This is a genomic window from Novacetimonas cocois (assembly GCF_003311635.1).
GTDB lineage: Bacteria > Pseudomonadota > Alphaproteobacteria > Acetobacterales > Acetobacteraceae > Novacetimonas > Novacetimonas cocois.
In genome coordinates this window covers 20,547-38,711 of the sequence record NZ_QEXL01000018.1, presented here as the reverse complement: position 1 = coordinate 38,711, position 18,165 = coordinate 20,547, and the positions used below count along the sequence as shown (strand labels likewise).

Genomic DNA, 18,165 nt, shown 5'->3' with positions numbered 1-18,165 from the left:
ACACGGACACAGGGTCGTAATGCAGATCGGCAAGATTATCAGACGGGTCATGGGAAGCACCCTTCCCCCTGCCCTTTTCATCGGGCTTACGGCCTATTTCGGCTGGAACGTCATGCGTGGCGAACACGGGCTGCACAGTTACGCCGCGCAGCTTCGCCTGCTTGACGAGGCAAACAGCGCCCAGCGCGACGCCTATGCCGAACAGCAGGTCTGGCTGCGCCGCGTGCGCGGGATCAAGGAAAATACCCTTGACCGGGACCTGCTCGATGAACGGGCGCGTTCCATGCAGAACCTCGCCCGGCAGGATGAAATCGTGGTCCCCTATGGCCCGCATGACCGGCTGTACTGAGGTCGCGGGTCGGTGACGTATCCTGCCGTCCATGAAAAAACCCGGTCCAACCGAATGGACCGGGTTTTTTCATGCCGAATCAAATCGGGTCGTTATTTGATTTTCGCTTCACGGAAAGTCACGTGCTTGCGGGCAACGGGATCGTACTTGCGCATTTCCATCTTGCCGGTCTGGGCACGGGCGTTTTTCTTCGTGACGTAGAAATAGCCGGTATCCGCCGTGGAAACGAGCTTGATCTGAATGGTGTTGGTCTTTGCCATGATATCCTCAGCACTGCTCCGCCGCTGCTGGAACACTTGGGTGCAGCAGTGGTTCAAGTTTGGCGGAAAATGCGCATACAAGAGGCTGAGGTCAAGCTTTTAGTCCCGATATTCGTCTTCAAAATCCCCTTGATCCCCAAAAAAAGGAATATGCCCCGCCATGTTGAGCGTTTCAGAAGCCCGCGAACGTATCCTGCAGGGACTTCGTCCCACCGCGCCAGAGGTGGTTTCCCTTTCCTGTGGTGGCGGGCGCGTGACCGCGTTGCCCGTGATGGCGCGACTGGACAATCCGCCTGCCGATGTCTCCTCGATGGACGGATACGCGGTGCGGGCCGCCGATCTGTCCGCCACGGGCGTGACGTTGCGCCTGATCGGGGAAAGCCCGGCGGGCCATCCCTTTGACGGGACGGTGGGCGCGGGGGAATGTGTGCGTATCTATACCGGCAGCATCGTGCCCGATGGCGCGGATGCGATCGTGATCCAGGAAAATGCGACACAGCATGACGATGTCGTAACCACGTCGCAGACGGCTGCCGCAGGCCTGTATGTTCGCCGGAAGGGGCAGGATTTTGCCCGGGGGCATGAAATCATTCCCGCAGGCCGCCGTCTGGACGCGCGCGCCATTGGCGTGGCGGCGGCGGCCAACCATCCGTGGGTTACGGTGCATCGTCGCCCGCGTGTCGGCATCGTGGCGACCGGTGACGAACTCTGCCTGCCGGGGGATCCGATCGGGCCGGGCATGATCGCCAATTCCAATACCCTGATGCTGGCGACGCTGGTGCGCGCGGCAGGCGCGGAGCCTGTCATGATGCCGGGTGCCCGCGACAGGATGGAGGACCTGCTCGCCCTGTCGCACATGCTGGACGGGCTGGACATGCTGGTGACCATCGGCGGTGCTAGCGTGGGACGGTACGACCTTGTGCAGGAAGGGCTGAAGCGCATCGGCATGGAGCCTGATTTCTGGAAAATCGCCATGCGGCCGGGCAAGCCGCTGATGCATGGCCGCCTGAACGGCATGCCGCTGATCGGGGTGCCGGGCAATCCGGTGGCGGCCTTCGTGTGTGGAACGTTATTTGTCGTCCCTGCGTTGCAGCGCCTTGCGGGAGAGCAGGATGTGGGTCCGGAGATCGATGTCGCCATCCTTGGGGAGGATGTCGAGGCCAATGACCGGCGTGAAAGCTATCTGCGCGCGCGGTTGCAACGTGACAGTACCGGCAGGCTGACCGCCCTGCCCTTTTCGCGGCAGGATTCCGCCATGCTGCATCTGCTGACGGAAAGCCAGGCCCTGGTCATCCGTGATCCGCTGGCCCCGGCCGCCCGGAAGGGCGACATGTGCAGGATCATCCGTCTGAACATCCGTTGAGATGTTGACCTGAGCATGGGAACTAACATAGAACGGCGAAAGATACTTTCTGGTTTTGTTCCTTAAGGGCGGGAGACGGCATTCATGCTGACGCGCAAACAACATGAACTCCTGCTCTATATCGACAGGCACCTCAAGCAGACCGGGTTTTCCCCTTCTTTCGACGAAATGAAGGATGCGCTGGGGCTGCGGTCGAAATCAGGAATCCACCGCCTGATTTCGGCGCTGGAGGAACGGGGGTTCGTGCGGCGCAAGCATCATCGCGCCCGCGCGCTGGAGGTGGTGCAGATTCCACAGATCATCTCCGACGATGCCGCATCACGGGCGGAGGACGCCTTTTCCCCCACCGTGATCCGGGGCAATTTCACCCCGATCCTTCCCGCGGCGGAGGTCGCCGCCACCGTGGAGGCCGTCCGCCTGCCGTTCCTGGGGCGGATCGCGGCCGGACAGGCGATCGAGGCCATTGCCGATGCCACCCGTCTGATTGACGTGCCTGCGGGCCTGATCGGGACTGGCACCTATTACGCGCTGGAAGTATGCGGCGATTCGATGATCGACGCAGGAATATTCGACGGCGATACGGTGATCGTGCGGCAGGACTGCAATCCGGAAAACGGACAGATCGTTGTCGCCCTGATCGAAGGACACGAGGTCACCCTCAAGCGCCTGCGTCGCAAGGGCAGCACGATTGCGCTGGAACCGGCCAATGCCCGTTATGAAACGCGCATCATCCCTGCAGACAAGGTTGCGATTCAGGGGTGTCTTGCGGGCCTGATCCGCCGGTACTGAACGCACATGCGTCCTTCCAGTCCGGGACCATGCGGGCCAGTTGTTCCACGGTATCGCTGCTGACGACGTCAAGGGTGGGGAATTCGGCCAGGATGCGCACCTGCCCATGGCGTTCTATGGCGCTGCGGGCATATGGATTGTCCGGGCCATTAAGGATTACCCCCATGACCGGGATATCACGCTGTCGCAGGACGGCGAGGCTGAGCAGCGTGTGATTGATCGTGCCCAGCGTGCTGCGCGCCACCAGCACCACCGGCAGGCGCAGCCGTTCCATCAGGTCCAGCATCAGGAAGCCTGCGCTGATCGGAACCATGACGCCCCCCGCCCCTTCGACGATCATGGGGCGGCTGGATTCATCCCTGGGCAGCACGATCAGGTCGGGATCAATGACCTTGCCTTCGCAGGCGGCGGCATCTTCGGGCGAGAGCGAGGCCGCATAGACACCTGCAGGCGGATGCAGCCGGTCCGGCGAAAGGGCGGCGAGTGTCGCGACGCTGGTGGTATCCGCTGGTTCGTCCGCGATGCCGCTTTGCAGCGGTTTCCAGTAGGAGGCATGCCACGCCCTTGCCAGAACAGCCGACACCACGGTCTTGCCAACGCCCGTGTCGGTGCCGGTCACGAAGACCCCTGACTGGCTGGCGCGACAAAACATCCCGAATGCGACATTGTAATTGGCGCTGAATACCGCATCGCGACGCGCTGCCTGCAGAACGTGGCGCAGGCTGGCCGGTGTGTGACCGGGACGCGGAGTTCCCGCCCCGATGGCTCGCAGTTCCCGGACAAACGACAGGGCGGAGCGCGGCAGGTCCACGATGGTTTCGCATGTCCATGTTCCCCTGCCCGACAGGGGCCATTCCCGCTCCAGTGTCTGCAGGTCAGGATGTTCGGGCATGGGACATTCAAGGTTCAGGAGCGCGTAATAACCCCGCCACTGCGTGAAGCTGCCGCTGCACAGGGTCGTAAACGCCATCGTCCCGTCGGGGGCCAGCAGGGAAGAAAGCGTTTGCATGGCCAGCCTGCGGTCTGAAAACCACTGCATCGCCATGCTGGAACAGATCAGGTCAAAAGGCCCATCCAGATCAGGTTTTTCGGCATCCATGACATGGAAGGCAAGATGCGGACCCTCGTGCAGTTTTGCCCGGGCGCGGCGTATCATGTCCGGTGCGATATCGGTCGCCACGATTTTCGCGGTCGGAAAAAGTGCCCGCAGCCGCTGGGTCAGGAAACCCGTTCCACAGCCGACCTCCAGAATACGGCGAGGTCCCGACCGCGCAGACGTGCTGGCGATCTGCTGTGCCAGACGGTCTGCGACGATGCGCTGCACGCGCGCCGCGCTGTCATAGCCGGAGGCGGCGTTGAAACTGCGGGCGATGCGATGTTTGCGGATGGAGGTCACGGCAGGGTGCGTTTCATCATGCGGTCAATCGTGTGCAGACAGGCGGGAACATGTGTCAACGGCAATAGATGCCCCCCCTCCACCCAGTCAATGGAGGTTCCCTGCGCAAGGGAGCCCTGGGTCAGCCCGGGTGGCGCGATCGGGTCTAGCGTCCCGGCAAGGCAGCACAGCGGAAAGCGCGGCGGGCATATGGCCTGACGCGCATCCAGATCCTGCAGTTGCTGCAATCCCGCCGCCAGCCTTTCCGGCTGAGGGGTTCCGGGCAGGGGTAAATCCGTCCCGGCCCGTCGCCTGAAATCCTCGACCGTGGCATGAGGCGCCGATTTCAGCGCACGCATCATGCGCGTCAGGATGCGCGGGGCGACCCCTTCGGGAAAATCGGCGGCAGCGGCAAAGCGTGCGAAACCATTGAGCAGCACCATGCCCCTGCACTGTTCCGGCGCCTGATCCAGCAGCCATAGCGCGCCAAGGGAATGACCGATCGCGATGAATGGTCCGTCGGGCAGTTCGACATGGCGTTCATTGGAAAAATAGCCAAAATCGAGATTTATGCAGGCCCTGCCCGTCAGTTGTCGCTGGATCGGGGTCCAGATTTCCGGCCCGAACGCCCATCCATGCATAAAGACAAGGGGGATTTCGGATGGGGTCATGCGACGACCTCTGCTGTGGCCGTGGCAAGGGCGGCGATAAGCCGGTCGATCATGGTCCTGTCATGCGCGGCGCTCAGCGCAAGGCGGATACGGCTTGCATTGGGTGGAACGGAAGGCGGCCGTATGGGAACGCCAAGTATGCCCTCACGCTCCAGAATGGCCGCAAACGCCATTGTCCGACCGATATCCCCGATTTCAACCGGAATGATCTGGGTTGACGAAGTGCCGGTCGAAAGGCCCATTTGCCGGATTGCCTGACGCACCTGTCGGGCATTGTCATGCAGATGCTGGCGCTGTGCCTCCATGCCGGGCACCAGTTCCAGCGCGGCGTCGATGGCGCCCAGATTGGCGGGTGGCAGCGCGGTCGTATAGACAAAGCCGGAACAGCAGTTGACGAGCCAGTCGCACATGGCGCGTGACCCCGCGACATAGGCGCCAAAACTGCCCAGCGCCTTGCTGAAAGTTCCCATGACAAGGTCAATGCCGTCCGTCAGGCCCGACAGTCCCTGCCCCTGCGGGCCCAGCACGCCGGTTGCATGGGCCTCGTCAAGGTAAAGAAAGGCCCCGTGCCGTTCAGCCAGCGTGCGCAGGCCCGCGACATCGACACGATCGCCATCCATGCTGAAAACGCTTTCCGTCACGATGAAACGCATGCCGGGCTGGTTCCGGCGACTTTCCAGCAGGGCCGACAGATGTTCAAGATCGTTATGACGGAAACGGATCTGCCGTATTCCTGCGGCCTGGCATCCATGATGTAGGCTGGCATGGTTCAGCCGGTCGGTAAAAACCAGTGGGGCCTCCCCCGTCCGTGTCATGGCCAGACGGCACAGCGCCGACAGGACGGAGGCATTCGCCTGCCAGCCGGAGGCAAACAGCAGCGCTGCCTGCGTTTTCTTGAAGGCGGCCAGTCGTGCCTCGACCTGCTGGTGGGCCGGGGTCGTGCCGCTGACCAGACGTGATGCGCCGCTGCCGCCGCCCCATTGGCGTGCCCATGCGCAGGCGCGTTCGATGACCAGGGGATGGTGCGCAAGGCCGAGATAGTCGTTGGATGAAAAATCCAGCAGCACCCGTCCATCGCGCACAATGGTCACGGCGTCGCGGCGTTCGACATTCCGCATGACCCGGCGTGTGCCATTACGCTCCAGTTCGGTAAGCGCCGTCTGGAAAAAAGTATCAAAACGCGCCATGAAGCGTCCTCTTCTGCCGGTGCCTGCGGCGTCGGCCAATCATGCCTGTCCCAATATCACGGAGAACCCGCATGCGTGGACCCCAATGGATGGATAACGGGATGTCGCATATCTGGCTGCCCTATACCCAGATGAAAACGGTCCTGCCGCCCCTGCCCGCCGTCAGTACCTCGGGCTGTGACATCCATCTGGCGGACGGGCGCGTGCTGACTGATGGCATCGCCTCGTGGTGGACGGCATGTCACGGTTATAATCATCCCCATATCTGCGACGCGGTCAGCGCACAGCTGTCGCGCATGCCCCATGTCATGTTCGGCGGTCTGGTCCATGAACCGGCCCTGACACTGGCGACGCGTCTGGCAGGAATGCTGCCGGGGGATCTGGAACGGGTATTTTTTACGGATTCCGGTTCCGTCGCGGTGGAGGTCGCCATCAAGATCGCGATCCAGTACTGGATCAACCGTGGCGTATCGGGCCGCAATCGGCTGCTGGCGTTCAGGGGCGGGTATCACGGCGATACCCTGGCCACGATGGCGGTCTGTGACCCCGAAGAGGGGATGCATGCGCTTTTCAACGGCGTCCTGCCCCAGCATTACATCGTGGATCTGCCGCGTGATCAGATGACATTGCAGCGCCTCGAATCGCGCCTGTCGGAATCGGGGGACGAGATCGCGGCGATCCTGGTCGAACCCCTGATACAGGGCGCGGGCGGGATGCTGTTTCACGATCCCATGGTGCTGCGTCATTTGCGGACTCTGGCGGACAGATACGGCATCCTGTTGATTTTTGATGAAATTTTCACGGGATTCGGCCGCACGGGCACCATGTTCGCGTGTCAGCAGGCCGATGTCGTGCCGGATATCATGACCCTGTCAAAGGCATTGACCGCCGGCACGATGCCGCTGGCCGCGACAGTGACGCGCACCCATGTGTTCGAGGCCTTCCTGTCGGACAATCCGCTGCATGCGCTGATGCATGGACCGACATTCATGGCAAATCCCCTCGCCTGTGCCTGCGCCAATGCTTCGCTCGATCTGTTCGAGACGCAGCCCCGCCTGCAGCAGGTCCGGCAGATCGGTGCCCAGATGGCGCATGAACTTGCCGCCTGCCGTCATCTGCCCAATGTGCGTGACGTGCGCGTCATGGGGGCGGTCGGCGTCGTGGAGCTGGAGACGATTGCCGACATGAACCGTCTCAAGGCCGCGCTGATCGCACTTGGGGTATGGATACGTCCTTTCCGGACGATCATTTACCTGACCCCCTCCTTTACCATACGGCCTGACGAGCTTTCGCGCCTGACCGACGCCATCCGCCGTGTCATCGCGCAGGGGGCAGCAGGCAAGGAGGCGGCAAGCTAGGCAGTCAGCACATGGGCGGCATATGAAATCCGATCTCCACTAGGTCCCGTATGCTGAATCTGGTATGAAGAGGGCATGACGTTTTTTCAACATCGTTCCTGGCGCGTGACTAACCATGACAGCAAGCGACAGATTGTGCTGAAAATCCTGTCTGATGGAAAAGCGCGTTCGGTCAAGGAAATAGGCGACATGTTTCCGGAAATGGGAACATATCATGCCCGTCTGGCGCTTCAGGCGCTCAGGAATCAGGGGCTCGTCAGCGTGGATGACGATCCTGAATCGGGGCGTAGGCGCAAGGTCTGGAAACTGGTGACGCCGGATGGGTCCGACCCCACCGGAACATCGACCGGATGATCCCTTCCCTCATGTGACCGCAAAAGGACCACATGAGGAAACGGGCCATGTATTCACGAACTGGTCGAGGCGAGTTCTTCGGTATTATTCGCAGCAGGCGCCGTATNTGCTGTTGCTGTTGCTGTTGCTGTTGCTGTTGCTGTTGCTGTTGCTGTTGCTGCGGGAGCGGGTGCGGCTCTTTTCCGCGGGCCTGGGTTCCGGCCTGGTATTCTCGGCGACGGATTCGCCGTTTTCTTCCTCGTCGCTGTCGGTATCGGACTCCGCAGATGCCTGCGACGGCGTATTGTTCTGGCGCTGCTGGCGGGAGGCGGCCTGGCGCTCCTGACGTTCCTGCTGGCTCTGCTGCGCGGCCTGCGTCATCGCGTTGAGGATGCGGAAGTAATGTTCAGCATGCTGAAAATATGCTTCCGCCATGACGCGGTCGCCGGATCCGCTGGCATCGCGGCCAAGCTGGAGATATTTTTCAAAAAGCTGTTGTGCTGTTCCCCGCACGCGCAGGTCGGGCCCGTTACTGTCAAAGACATGATTACGGTTCAGCGGTATCTGACCGTTATTATGGCGTGACCCTCCGCCGTTGCTGCCGCCAGAACGGTGGTGACGGCCTCGCATGCGTTTTATGTTCATAAGCTGCGCAGCACTTTCATGTTAACGGTCACCCGCAGGGAACCTGACCGTAGGGACGCCTTCATGCCCCTGCCTGTTATAAATAATGAATGGCCGACATGGCTGTCGAACCCCGATCCCGTGGTCCGCCTTTCGGGACAACAGGACAGATCATGATCTGCCACCGGATTACATACAATCGGGATCGTCCGCTTTCCGGGCAAGCAGGAAACAATGTAATGCTTCCTGTCCCGGTATGCAGGGCCAATATAGCCTGCAAATCCTTGCCCGCCAAACTATTTTTTCGCCACTTCTCCATGGGGCCGCAGGACCAGTGCGCGCCCGATTCCGCCAAGATCCGCCCGAATGGACAGCACCTCCATCCCCGCCTCGCGCGCCAGCGCGGGCACGCTGTGTTCCTGCCCGATGCCAAGCTCGATGATCGCTATCCCCTGTTCCGACAGAAGCCGTGGCAGGCACTGCATCAACAGGCGATAGGATGCCAGTCCGTCCGCGCCACCATCAAGCGCGCGATGCGGTTCGTAATCGCGCACGTCAGGCATCAGCCCGCCAAGATCGGCGTGGGGAATGTATGGCGGATTGCTGAGCACGACATCGAACCGGCCCATGATCGCCTGCGCCCAGTCGCCGCATATGATGTCGCATCGCCCCGACAGTCCAAGCTGGCGTGCATTGCGCGTGGCAAGTTGCGCTGCATCGGGGGAAAGGTCCACGCCCACGCCCCATGCGTGCTGATATTCCTGCAACGCCGCCAGCAGCAGGCATCCGGTCCCGGTGCCCAGATCAAGGATGCGGCGCACCCTGTCATGGTCGGGACGCAGTTCCAGCAGTGCCTCGATCAGGGTCTCGGTATCCGCGCGTGGCACCAGCGTCGCGGCAGAAACCTCAAGCGTCATGGACCAGAAACCGGCGTTCCCGGTGAGATAGGAAAGTGGCTCGTGACTGGCGCGCCGTTCGACCAGGGCTTCGAACCGCCGCACCTGTCCGGCTTCCACATGGTCATGCGTCAGAAGCCCGCTCAGGTCCGTGTGCAGCACATGCGCCAGCAGCAGCCGGGCCTCGCGACGGGGAGAGTCGATGCCGGCCTGCGACAGGCGGCGTGCCGCGAGATGCAGGATGTCCCTTGAATTATGGATGCCCGGCAGATCATTCTCTTTCATTGGAACCTGTTTCCATCATAATCTGCCCCCATGAAATGCGTTGTCAGTATTCTGGGTGGCGCTGTCGTGGGTGCCCTGGGGCTCGCCACGATGGTATCGCCCGCCTTCGCGGGGACATTCGATGTCACGGATGGCTGCGCGTCGGATGAAATTTCCGAGGTCTCGCGCCTTTACGTGGACGAGCGTCTGGTGACGACATTCCGCCTCGACCCGCGCCATGCCGAACATACCGTCAGCATCGAAACGGCATCCGGGCGGATCAACCACAGCTATGCCCTGTGTGGGGAAATCACGATCCGCCTTCCTTCCGGCAAGACCGAAACGCACGAGGTCAGCGGCGAAGGCGTGCTGCATGCGCCTGACGGGCATCATCTGGTCGCGCTGGGGGCCAACAATTTCACCGAGTTCTATCTGGATGACCCCGACGACCCTGACGTGGTGGAACATCATCCCGGCCGCAGTTCACTGTGCGCCGCGCCCACGTCCTGATCCGGGATCATTCCTCGTCAAGGGCCAGCAGCGCCGCCTGTTCCTCCTGCGTCAGGGCGTCGACGAATTCATCCAGTTCGCCTGCCATGACCTTGTCTATCTTGTACAGTGTCAGGCCGATACGGTGATCGGTCACGCGCCCCTGGGGGAAGTTGTAGGTGCGGATACGTTCCGACCTGTCCCCCGTTCCGACCTGTGAGCGACGATCGGCGGCGCGGCTTTCATGGGCGGCGGCGCGGTTGCGTTCATACAGGCGCGCGCGCAGGATTTTCATCGCCTTCGCCCGGTTCTTGTGCTGGCTTTTTTCTTCCTGCATCGCCACCACGATGCCGCTTGGCATATGGGTGATGCGGACCGCGCTTTCCGTTTTGTTGACGTGCTGCCCCCCTGCGCCGGACGCGCGATAGACATCAATGCGCAGGTCGCCATCATTGATTTCGACGTCCACCTCCTCCGCTTCCGGCAGGACGGCAACGGTGACCGTGGACGTATGGATGCGGCCCTGGCTTTCGGTCGCGGGCACGCGCTGGACGCGATGGACGCCTGATTCATATTTCAGGCGGGCGAAGACGCCACGGCCCGTGATATTGGCAATCCCCTCGCGCAGGCCGCCGAGTTCCGATTCATCGTATTCGAGAACTTCAAACCGCCAGCCCCGCTGGTCGGCGTAACGCTGATAGGCCCCGAACAGCTCCCCCGCGAAAAGGGCGGCCTCGTCCCCGCCGGCCGCCGGACGGATTTCAAGGATGGCGCTGCGTTCATCGGCCTCGTCACGGGGCAGCATCGCGATACGGATTTCCTGCTCAAGCGCGGGAATGCGCCTGCGCAGGTCTTCCACTTCGCTTTCCGCCAGGGCGCGCATTTCCGGGTCCGTCAGAAGTGCCTCGGTCTCCGTCAGGGCCTTCTGGGTCGCACGCAGGGCATTGACCTTGCTGACGATGGGATCAAGCTCGGCGAATTCACGCGATGCCTGGCCGAACTCCGCGCCGGACAGTCCTTCGGCAAGCTGCGCCTGCAGTTCCTCGCTGCGGGCGACGATCCGGTCAAGTCGTTCGTCGAACCTTGTCACCCTTACGCGCCCCTGGACAGGCCGTGCAGGAAGGCGGTGATCTGGTCCATCCCGACTTCCGTCTGCTCTCCCCTGTCGAGATCCTTGACCTGTGCCACGCCGCGCGCCACTTCATCCTCGCCAATGACGATGGCATGCGTCGCGTTCAGGCGATTTGCCCGTTCCATCCGGCGTTTGGTGTTGCCACGATAGGAAGTTTCCGCACGGATGCCCGCCCCCCGCAGCGCCTGAAGCACGGTCAGGCCCGCGGTGACGGCGTCATCGCCCACGGGCACCACGACGACCGGACGGGGGGCCGCGGGTGCTTCGTCAAGCAGCATCGACAGACGCTCGATCCCGCCGGCCCAGCCGATGGCTGGCGTTTTCGGGCCGCCCATTTCGGACACCAGCCCGTCATAGCGTCCACCCGCCAGCACGGTCCCCTGCGTTCCCAGCCGGTTGGTCACGAATTCGAAGGCGGTATGGCTGTAATAATCCAGCCCACGGACAATGCGGGGATTTTCGCTGAACGGAACCCCGAGGATATCGAGCGTCTTGCGCAGGTCATCCCAGAATGTCTGGGCCAGCGGGGTGAGATAGCCGGAGATCATCGGCGCGTCTTCCACGACCACGCGATCCTGTGGCGCCTTGCTGTCGAGGATACGCAGCGGGTTGCGTTCCAGCCGGCTGAGGCTTTCGGTGGAAAGTTCGTCGCGCCGTTCGGTGAAATAGGCGATCAGCGCGTCGCGCCATGCCGTCCGGCTTTCGATATCGCCCAGCGTATTGAGTTCCAGCACGGTGTCGCGGGCAATGCCCAGCGCCTGAAGGATATCGTGCCCCATCGCGATGACTTCGGCATCCGCCAACGGTTCGGCAGGCCCGAGAAGTTCCGCCCCGATCTGGTGAAACTGGCGATAGCGTCCCTTTTGCGGGCGTTCATAGCGGAACATTGGCCCCGCGTAGAAGACCTTCTGCGGCAGCGACTGCGTCAGGCCATTGGTCACCAGCGCGCGGCAGACGCTTGCCGTTCCCTCCGGCCGCAGGGTCAGTGATTCACCGCCCCGGTCCTCGAAGGTATACATTTCCTTGGAAACGACATCGGATGTATCCCCCAATGTCCGCATGAACACGCGGGTATCTTCGAAAATCGGGGTTGCCCATTCGTCAAAACCGTAAAGTCCGGTAATGCGACGGGCCGTTTCGATGACATGCGCGAAACGGCGCTGCGATTCCCCGATAAGATCGTGGGTTCCGCGGACGGGCTGTAAACTGCTCACTGTCAAATTCCTGGTTGAACGACATCGCAGCCGTCACGTCCCTCGTCGCGCGACGACACCCATGCCGGTAGGGAAAGACAGGCAGGAACCCACCAGTGGCAGGCCCCTTCCCTATCGCAATCAGCTCGCGGGCGTCAGTTCCGCCGCGCGGGCCTTGTCTTCTTCCGCCTTGCGGGCATCTTCCTCGGCCTGCATGGCCTTGGCCTTCTGCTCCACCAGCTCGACGATATGATCGACCATGTCGCCTGCCGGCATCGTATGGTCCTGACGGCCGGCGGAATAGACCATGTGCCGTCCCGCGCCACCGCCGGTTACGCCAAGGTCGGTCATCAGGGCCTCACCCGGTCCATTGACCACGCAGCCGATGATCGACAGCGTCAGGGGGGTCTTGATATGCGCGAGGCGGTCTTCCAGCGTCTGGACGGTCTGGATCACGTTGAAGCCCTGCCGCGCGCAGGACGGGCAGGAAATGATCTTCACGCCGCGATGGCGCAGGCCCAGCGACTTGAGGATATCCCATCCGACCAGCACTTCTTCTTCCGGCTCCGCCGAAAGGGAGACGCGCATGGTGTCGCCCACGCCAGACCACAGCAGGTTGCCCAGGCCGATCGACGACTTGACGGTGCCCGCGCGCTTGCTGCCGGCTTCGGTGATGCCGATATGCAATGGATGGTCGCATACGTCGGCAAGCTGCTGGTAGGCGGCGACGGCAAGGAAGACGTCCGAGGCCTTCACGCTGATCTTGAATTCATGGAAATCATGATCTTCAAGGATCTTGGCATGTTCCAGCGCGCTTTCGACCAGCGCGTCGGGATTGGGTTCGCCGTATTTTTCCAGAAGGTGCTTTTCCAGCGACCCGGCATTCACGCCGATACGGATGGAACAGTTGTAATCCTTCGCCGCGTTGACCACGTCGCGCACGCGTTCGGCGCTGCCGATGTTGCCCGGATTGATGCGCAGGCAGGCCGCCCCCGCCTTTGCCGCCTCGATGGCGCGCTTGTAGTGGAAATGGATGTCCGCGACGATGGGAACGTTCACTTCGCGCACGATTTCCGCCAGCGCGGTGGTGCTTTCCTCATCCGGGCAGGACACGCGCACGATATCGACGCCCGCCAGTTCGGCGCGGCGGATCTGCGCGATCGTGGCCTCCGCATCCGTGGTGAGGGTATTGGTCATGGTCTGCACCGAAATCGGCGCGTCTCCGCCCACCGGAACCTTGCCCACGTGGATCTGCCGCGACTTGCGACGTTCGATATGCTGATATGGACGATAGCTGCTCATTCTCTGCCCTCCATGCGAGGCGGGGACGCACATCCCGACCTGTCGTGTGTTGCCGCGACAGGTCGCGATGAAGTCCTGTTTTCAGATCCGGCGACGGATAGTATGTCGTTTTCACGCCATGCCTTTGCCGACCATATTACTCCGCTTTGTCGGTTTGTGGGAGTGGGGGAAGCGTATTATTCCCCCCGCCCGGCGTATTGGCTGGCGGTAATGGTGGCATCGGGGCCGATGTCGCGGCGGCGGCAGGCGCTGCGGGCGCGGGCCGTGGCGTCGGGGATGCCTGGGTGATGTTGCCGCTGCTGATGGCCTGCGCATCAAGGATGATGTTGCGACGCACCTCGCCATTACGGCCCAAGGGCGGGGAGACCACGCCATTCGCACTCAGCGTCAGGCCGCCCGCGTTGCCGACCGTCAGGACAAGGTCATGGCTGTCCGCCGGGACCTGCCATGTCTCCCCACTGCCGAGGGTATGGTCATAGATGACCCCTCCGCCCTGCTTGCGCACCTGCACCCATGTCGGTGCCGAGGCATTGAGCGTGATCTGGTTGGCCGGCGTGGCGGCGGGCTGCTCGCCACCCTCAGGCGTTCCGGCATCCTGATGCGCGGTAAGCGCGCTCTTGTCCTCGCCCATCTTTTCCACCGGACCGGAAACGGGCTTCGGCTGGGGGGCGTCGGCAGGCGGCCCGGACGGGGCAAGCGCGGTGATGCTGTTCTGTTCCTGCTGCGGCAGGGGCTGCGGTGGGTTGGGCGGCAGTTCACCCGGCGCGGGCAGGACGGAGGCGATCTGCGGCGACGCGGTGCCCTGCGTGGAAATGCCGGGCAGGTCCGTGCGGGTATTGATGACGGGACGGTCGGACGAGGCCGTCAGGCGGTACCATCCCACATACGCGCCAACCAGGATGACGATCCCGCTGAGCAGGATCACGCCAAGGGGCAGGCTTTTTTCAGGAAGCGGCACCGGAAACGACAGCTCCGGCTTGCGGTCGAACGCCCCGCGCGTTTCCATCTTGAACCGCTGGATCAGCGTTTCGGGCGGCAGGCCCAGCGCCTTGGCATAGGTCCGCAGGAAACCGATGGCATAGGCACTTCCGGGCAGTCCCTGCGGCCGTCCCTCCTCCAGCGCCTCCAGATACGGCAGGCGGATCCGCAGCCACGATGCGACGTCCGGCAGGCTCCAGCCCAGCTGTTCGCGTCGGGTACGCAGTTCCTGTCCCACGTTGAGGGGGATTTCACTGGCGGCCACCGGCGTGGCCGCGTCACCACTGTTGGGGGTCTTCTGGCGGAACATGCGCGTGCCCTCGCTCATTCGCGATGCATCCTGTCTTCCTGGCGGATCAGGGCATCGACGGCCTGATTGACCAGTTCATCAATAATCTCGCGCACCGACTGTTCGCTGCTGATCATGCCCACTGACTGTCCCGCCATGACCGAACCGTTTTCGACGTCGCCATCGATGACGGCGCGACGCAGGGAGCCGGCCCAGAAATGTTCGATGTCCAGCTGCGCCTCTTCTTTCGTCAGTTCCCCGGACTGGAAGCGTCTGAGGGTTTCGGCCTGATGGCGCAGGAAGCGTCGGCTGCCCTCGTTGAACAGGCCGCGGACGGGAATGACCGGGAAACGTTCATCCAGCTGGACCGAGGTCACTGCGTCGCGGGCATTGGCGCGGATGAAGGCCTTCTTGAAACGTTCATGCGCGATACTGTCGGTGGAGGCCGCGAAACGGGTGCCCAGCTGCGCGCCTGCGGCCCCCTGTTCCAGATAGGACACGATGGCGTCGCCACGGCCGAGGCCCCCCGCCACGAAAACGGGAATGTTGCGGATGAACGGCAGGACCTCCTGCGCCAGAACGGTCAGGGAGACGGGGCCGACATGCCCGCCCGCTTCCGATCCCTCGATCACCAGCGCGTCCACGCCCATGCGCACAAGACGCTTGGCCAGCACGAAGGCGGGTGCGAAGGCGATGACCCTCGCACCCCCATCCTTGATGGCGCGGATCACGGGGCCCGACGGGATGCCACCCGCCAGGACCACATGCCCGACGCCTGCGTCCAGACAGACCCGTACGAGGTCATCAAGCTGCGGATGCATGGTGATCAGGTTCACGCCGAAGGGACGGCGCGTCAGCGCCTGCGTCGCGGCGATTTCTTCCGCCAGCCGCGCGGGTTCCATTGCGCCGCAGGCCAGCACGCCAAAGCCCCCGGCATTGGAAATGGCGGAAACCAGATGGCGTTCGCTGATCCATGACATGGCGCCGCCCAGAATGGCGACGTCCGTGCCAAGAAAGCTGGTGCCCGCAGCCCAGAGGCGGTCAAGGCGTGCGCGCGCCGCCTGGCGACGGGGATCGGCGGACGTGGGTGCGATTGGATCTGTATGGGTCATTTCAGGCAGCATCGAGGCCATAGGCGGCATGAAGGGCGCGGACCGCCAGTTCCGTATATTCGGCCGCGATCAGGACCGATACCTTGATCTCGCTCGTGGAAATGACCTGAACGTTGATGTTGCGTTCCGACAGGGTGCGGAACATCGTGTTCGCGACCCCGGTGTGCGAGCGCATGCCAACGCCCACCACGCTGATTTTCACGACGTCGTCGTCGGTGGCAAGCTCACCATAATGGATGACGTCGCGTGCCTCCTCCAGCGCCTTGGTGGCCCGTGCGAAATCGGTCTTGCCCACGGTGAACGTGATGTTCGTCATGCCGTCGTCGCCCGTGCTCTGGACGATCATGTCCACGTTCACGTTCGCTTCCGTCAGCGGCCCGAAGACGGCGGCAGCGATGCCGGGGCGGTCCGGAACCCGTCGCACCGAAATCTTTGCCTCGTCACGGGAATAGGCAATCCCGGCCACCAGTTCCTTTTCCACGATTTCGTCCTCATCCACGACTATTGAACCGGGCAGGTGCCCTTCCGATGGCGCGGGGCCATCCGTAAAACTGGACAGAACCTGCACGCGGACCCGCTTTTTCATCGCCAGTTCCACGCTGCGGGTCTGCAGGACCTTTGCACCTACGGACGCAAGTTCAAGCATCTCCTCATAGGTGATTTTATCGAGCTTGCGTGCTTTGGCAACGATGCGCGGATCAGTCGTATAGATTCCATCCACATCGGTATAGATATCGCATCTGTCCGCATGCAGCGCCGCCGCCAGCGCCACGGCGGAGGTATCGGACCCCCCCCGCCCCAGCGTCGTGATGCGGCCGGCCGGATCGACGCCCTGGAAGCCCGCGATCACCGGGACCTGCCCTGCCGCCATCGAGGCGATCAGCGCCTGTCCGTCGATCGATTCGATACGGGCCTTGCCATGTGCGTCATCGGTAAGGAGCGGGATCTGCCACCCCAGCCATGAGCGCGCATTGATGCCCAGCGCCTGCAGCGCGATCGCGAGCAGGCCGCTGGTGACCTGTTCCCCGGTGGAGACGACCGAATCATATTCGCGCGGGTCATGCAGCGCGGAGAGTTCCTCGCAATACCTGACAAGCTGGTTGGTTACCCCTGACATGGCCGAAACGACGACCGCGACCTCGCACCCGGCATTGACCTGTTTGCGAACCTTTTCCGCAACGGCGCGAATTCGTTCCAGGTTGGCCACGGATGTGCCACCGAATTTCATAACGATCCGCGGTACGGTAGTGGACATTGCAACAAGGTCTCCGCTGTGGGTCAGGATTCGTGCATCCGGGCCATTATCACAGATGGGCGGTCCGGGGCATTGCGGTTATATGCAAGCCGCGTCACATACATCCCCCCCGCCTCTGCGTCCAGCACGAGACAGTCACAGGAAAGGCGTTGCACCATGCAGCTTCACGATTCGTCAGCCCCGGAGCCAGGTTCGGTCTCCCCGTCCGAGATCGCGCGTTTCAGCGAACTGGCTGACCGGTGGTGGGATCCGGCGGGTCCGATGCGCCCCCTGCACGCCATGAACGAACTGCGTATCGGATGGTCGCTGGCCCATCTTCCTCCACCCCTTGACGGGCATGGGGTGGCGCGCAGGCTGCTGGATATCGGCTGTGGCGCCGGCCTTGCGAGCGAGGCGTTCGCCCGGGCCGGATTCGATGTGACGGGGCTGGATGCATCCAGTGCCGCGATTACCGCGGGCCGGCAGCACCTGCGTCACCATCCCCTGCCCGAAGGGAGCCGACCGCTGTCCTATCGTTGCGGCAGCGCGGAGGACCTGTGTGCCGAAGGCGCGCGGTTCGATGCGATTTCCGCGCTGGAGGTCATCGAGCATGTTACTGATCCGGCTGCATTTTTGCAGATGCTGGCGACAATGCTGAATCCGGGCGGCACGATCATCGTTTCGACCATGAACCGCACCCTGCGTTCGCTGGCGATGGCCAAGATCGGGGCGGAATACGTCCTGCGCCTGCTGCCGGTCGGCACCCATGAATGGCGTAAATTCATCACGCCGTCCGAACTGGGGGGATATGCGGTGCAGGCGGGACTGCGGGTCGCCGATATCGCCGGCATGGTGCCGGGCCTTGGCGGCTGGCGCGAAAGCCGTGACCTCGGCGTCAATTACATCGCGCAGCTTGTGCGCGACTGACCGCCGGATTGTGCCCGGGTCTGCCTGTCCCGTCGGGCAG

The 18,165-nt window shown here is 62.7% G+C and carries 19 protein-coding genes; 7 read left to right on the top strand and 12 right to left on the bottom strand.

The features are described from left to right. Positions 1-19 precede the first annotated feature (19 nt). Complete coding sequence (locus NJLHNGOC_RS12860; protein WP_113596724.1) at positions 20-349, top strand: FtsB family cell division protein; 330 nt, start codon at positions 20-22, stop codon at positions 347-349. A gap of 92 nt (positions 350-441) precedes the next feature. Here NJLHNGOC_RS12860 and rpmG read toward each other — a convergent pair whose 3' ends face one another. Next, positions 442-609 (bottom strand): 50S ribosomal protein L33, encoded by a 168-nt coding sequence (gene rpmG / locus NJLHNGOC_RS12855; protein ID WP_025813389.1) that lies wholly within the window; start codon positions 607-609, stop codon positions 442-444. A 160-nt stretch (positions 610-769) separates the two neighbouring features. Between rpmG and NJLHNGOC_RS12850 the strand changes: the two genes are divergently transcribed. Together NJLHNGOC_RS12850 and lexA are read left to right on the top strand one after the other, a co-directional pair. Next, a complete protein-coding gene (locus tag NJLHNGOC_RS12850) occupies positions 770-1,972 on the top strand; it encodes a molybdopterin molybdotransferase MoeA (protein WP_113596723.1) in 1,203 nt (400 codons plus the stop codon). Between the two features lie 84 nt (positions 1,973-2,056). Beyond that, positions 2,057-2,761, top strand: a complete 705-nt coding sequence (gene lexA / locus NJLHNGOC_RS12845; RefSeq protein ID WP_113596722.1) for a transcriptional repressor LexA — start codon at positions 2,057-2,059, stop codon at positions 2,759-2,761. Here lexA and bioD read toward each other — a convergent pair. The 3 genes from bioD to NJLHNGOC_RS12830 are packed head-to-tail and all read right to left on the bottom strand — an operon-like array spanning position 2,700 to position 5,994. Next, on the bottom strand, positions 2,700-4,157 hold the full coding sequence (gene bioD, locus NJLHNGOC_RS12840) for a dethiobiotin synthase (protein ID WP_113596721.1): 1,458 nt from the start codon (positions 4,155-4,157) through the stop codon (positions 2,700-2,702). The genes lexA and bioD overlap by 62 nt on opposite strands. Further along, on the bottom strand, positions 4,154-4,807 hold the full coding sequence (locus tag NJLHNGOC_RS12835; protein WP_113596720.1) for an alpha/beta fold hydrolase: 654 nt from the start codon (positions 4,805-4,807) through the stop codon (positions 4,154-4,156). The genes bioD and NJLHNGOC_RS12835 overlap by 4 nt, the downstream gene beginning before the upstream one ends. Continuing rightward, entirely contained in the window at positions 4,804-5,994 is a 1,191-nt protein-coding gene (locus tag NJLHNGOC_RS12830; RefSeq protein WP_113596719.1) for an aminotransferase class I/II-fold pyridoxal phosphate-dependent enzyme, read from the bottom strand. Before NJLHNGOC_RS12830 ends, NJLHNGOC_RS12835 begins: the two co-directional genes overlap by 4 nt. 71 nt (positions 5,995-6,065) lie before the next feature. Between NJLHNGOC_RS12830 and NJLHNGOC_RS12825 the strand changes: the two genes are divergently transcribed. Together NJLHNGOC_RS12825 and NJLHNGOC_RS12820 are read left to right on the top strand one after the other, a co-directional pair. Beyond that, positions 6,066-7,352 carry an adenosylmethionine--8-amino-7-oxononanoate transaminase gene (locus NJLHNGOC_RS12825; RefSeq protein ID WP_113596718.1) on the top strand — a complete coding sequence of 429 codons (1,287 nt, stop codon included), beginning with the start codon at positions 6,066-6,068 and terminating at the stop codon, positions 7,350-7,352. A gap of 75 nt (positions 7,353-7,427) precedes the next feature. After that, the gene (locus NJLHNGOC_RS12820) at positions 7,428-7,706 is read left to right on the top strand and encodes a hypothetical protein (RefSeq protein ID WP_113596717.1); all 279 of its coding nucleotides are present in this window, start codon (positions 7,428-7,430) and stop codon (positions 7,704-7,706) included. A gap of 84 nt (positions 7,707-7,790) precedes the next feature. On the opposite strand, the gene NJLHNGOC_RS16175 is transcribed toward NJLHNGOC_RS12820, so the two are convergent. Both NJLHNGOC_RS16175 and prmC read right to left on the bottom strand, forming a co-directional pair. After that, positions 7,791-8,330 carry a DUF4167 domain-containing protein gene (locus NJLHNGOC_RS16175; protein ID WP_206059794.1) on the bottom strand — a complete coding sequence of 180 codons (540 nt, stop codon included), beginning with the start codon at positions 8,328-8,330 and terminating at the stop codon, positions 7,791-7,793. Positions 8,331-8,605: 275 nt separating this feature from the next. Beyond that, positions 8,606-9,490 carry a peptide chain release factor N(5)-glutamine methyltransferase gene (gene prmC, locus NJLHNGOC_RS12810; RefSeq protein WP_113596716.1) on the bottom strand — a complete coding sequence of 295 codons (885 nt, stop codon included), beginning with the start codon at positions 9,488-9,490 and terminating at the stop codon, positions 8,606-8,608. A 90-nt stretch (positions 9,491-9,580) separates the two neighbouring features. On the opposite strand from prmC, the gene NJLHNGOC_RS12805 reads away from it, so the two are divergent. After that, entirely contained in the window at positions 9,581-9,979 is a 399-nt protein-coding gene (locus NJLHNGOC_RS12805) for a hypothetical protein (RefSeq protein WP_408890918.1), read from the top strand. Between the two features lie 7 nt (positions 9,980-9,986). On the opposite strand, the gene prfA is transcribed toward NJLHNGOC_RS12805, so the two are convergent. From prfA to NJLHNGOC_RS12775, 6 genes are all read right to left on the bottom strand, one after another. After that, positions 9,987-11,048 carry a peptide chain release factor 1 gene (prfA, locus tag NJLHNGOC_RS12800; RefSeq protein ID WP_113596714.1) on the bottom strand — a complete coding sequence of 354 codons (1,062 nt, stop codon included), beginning with the start codon at positions 11,046-11,048 and terminating at the stop codon, positions 9,987-9,989. Positions 11,049-11,050: 2 nt separating this feature from the next. Then, positions 11,051-12,304 carry a histidine--tRNA ligase gene (gene hisS / locus NJLHNGOC_RS12795; RefSeq protein ID WP_113596713.1) on the bottom strand — a complete coding sequence of 418 codons (1,254 nt, stop codon included), beginning with the start codon at positions 12,302-12,304 and terminating at the stop codon, positions 11,051-11,053. A gap of 120 nt (positions 12,305-12,424) precedes the next feature. Beyond that, complete coding sequence (gene ispG / locus NJLHNGOC_RS12790; RefSeq protein WP_113596712.1) at positions 12,425-13,585, bottom strand: flavodoxin-dependent (E)-4-hydroxy-3-methylbut-2-enyl-diphosphate synthase; 1,161 nt, start codon at positions 13,583-13,585, stop codon at positions 12,425-12,427. Positions 13,586-13,721: 136 nt separating this feature from the next. Next, positions 13,722-14,891: a helix-turn-helix domain-containing protein gene (locus tag NJLHNGOC_RS12785; RefSeq protein ID WP_113596711.1), complete on the bottom strand. Its 1,170-nt coding sequence runs from the start codon at positions 14,889-14,891 to the stop codon at positions 13,722-13,724. Further along, a complete protein-coding gene (locus NJLHNGOC_RS12780; RefSeq protein WP_408890905.1) occupies positions 14,888-15,964 on the bottom strand; it encodes an NAD(P)H-dependent flavin oxidoreductase in 1,077 nt (358 codons plus the stop codon). Before NJLHNGOC_RS12780 ends, NJLHNGOC_RS12785 begins: the two co-directional genes overlap by 4 nt. Before the next feature lies 1 nt (position 15,965). Beyond that, positions 15,966-17,219 (bottom strand): aspartate kinase, encoded by a 1,254-nt coding sequence (locus NJLHNGOC_RS12775; protein ID WP_113596710.1) that lies wholly within the window; start codon positions 17,217-17,219, stop codon positions 15,966-15,968. A gap of 156 nt (positions 17,220-17,375) precedes the next feature. Here NJLHNGOC_RS12775 and ubiG point away from each other — a divergent pair, with 156 nt between their 5' ends. After that, positions 17,376-18,125, top strand: coding sequence for a bifunctional 2-polyprenyl-6-hydroxyphenol methylase/3-demethylubiquinol 3-O-methyltransferase UbiG (ubiG, locus tag NJLHNGOC_RS12770; protein WP_113596709.1), 750 nt, complete (start codon positions 17,376-17,378; stop codon positions 18,123-18,125). The last annotated feature ends 40 nt before the right edge of the window (positions 18,126-18,165 follow it).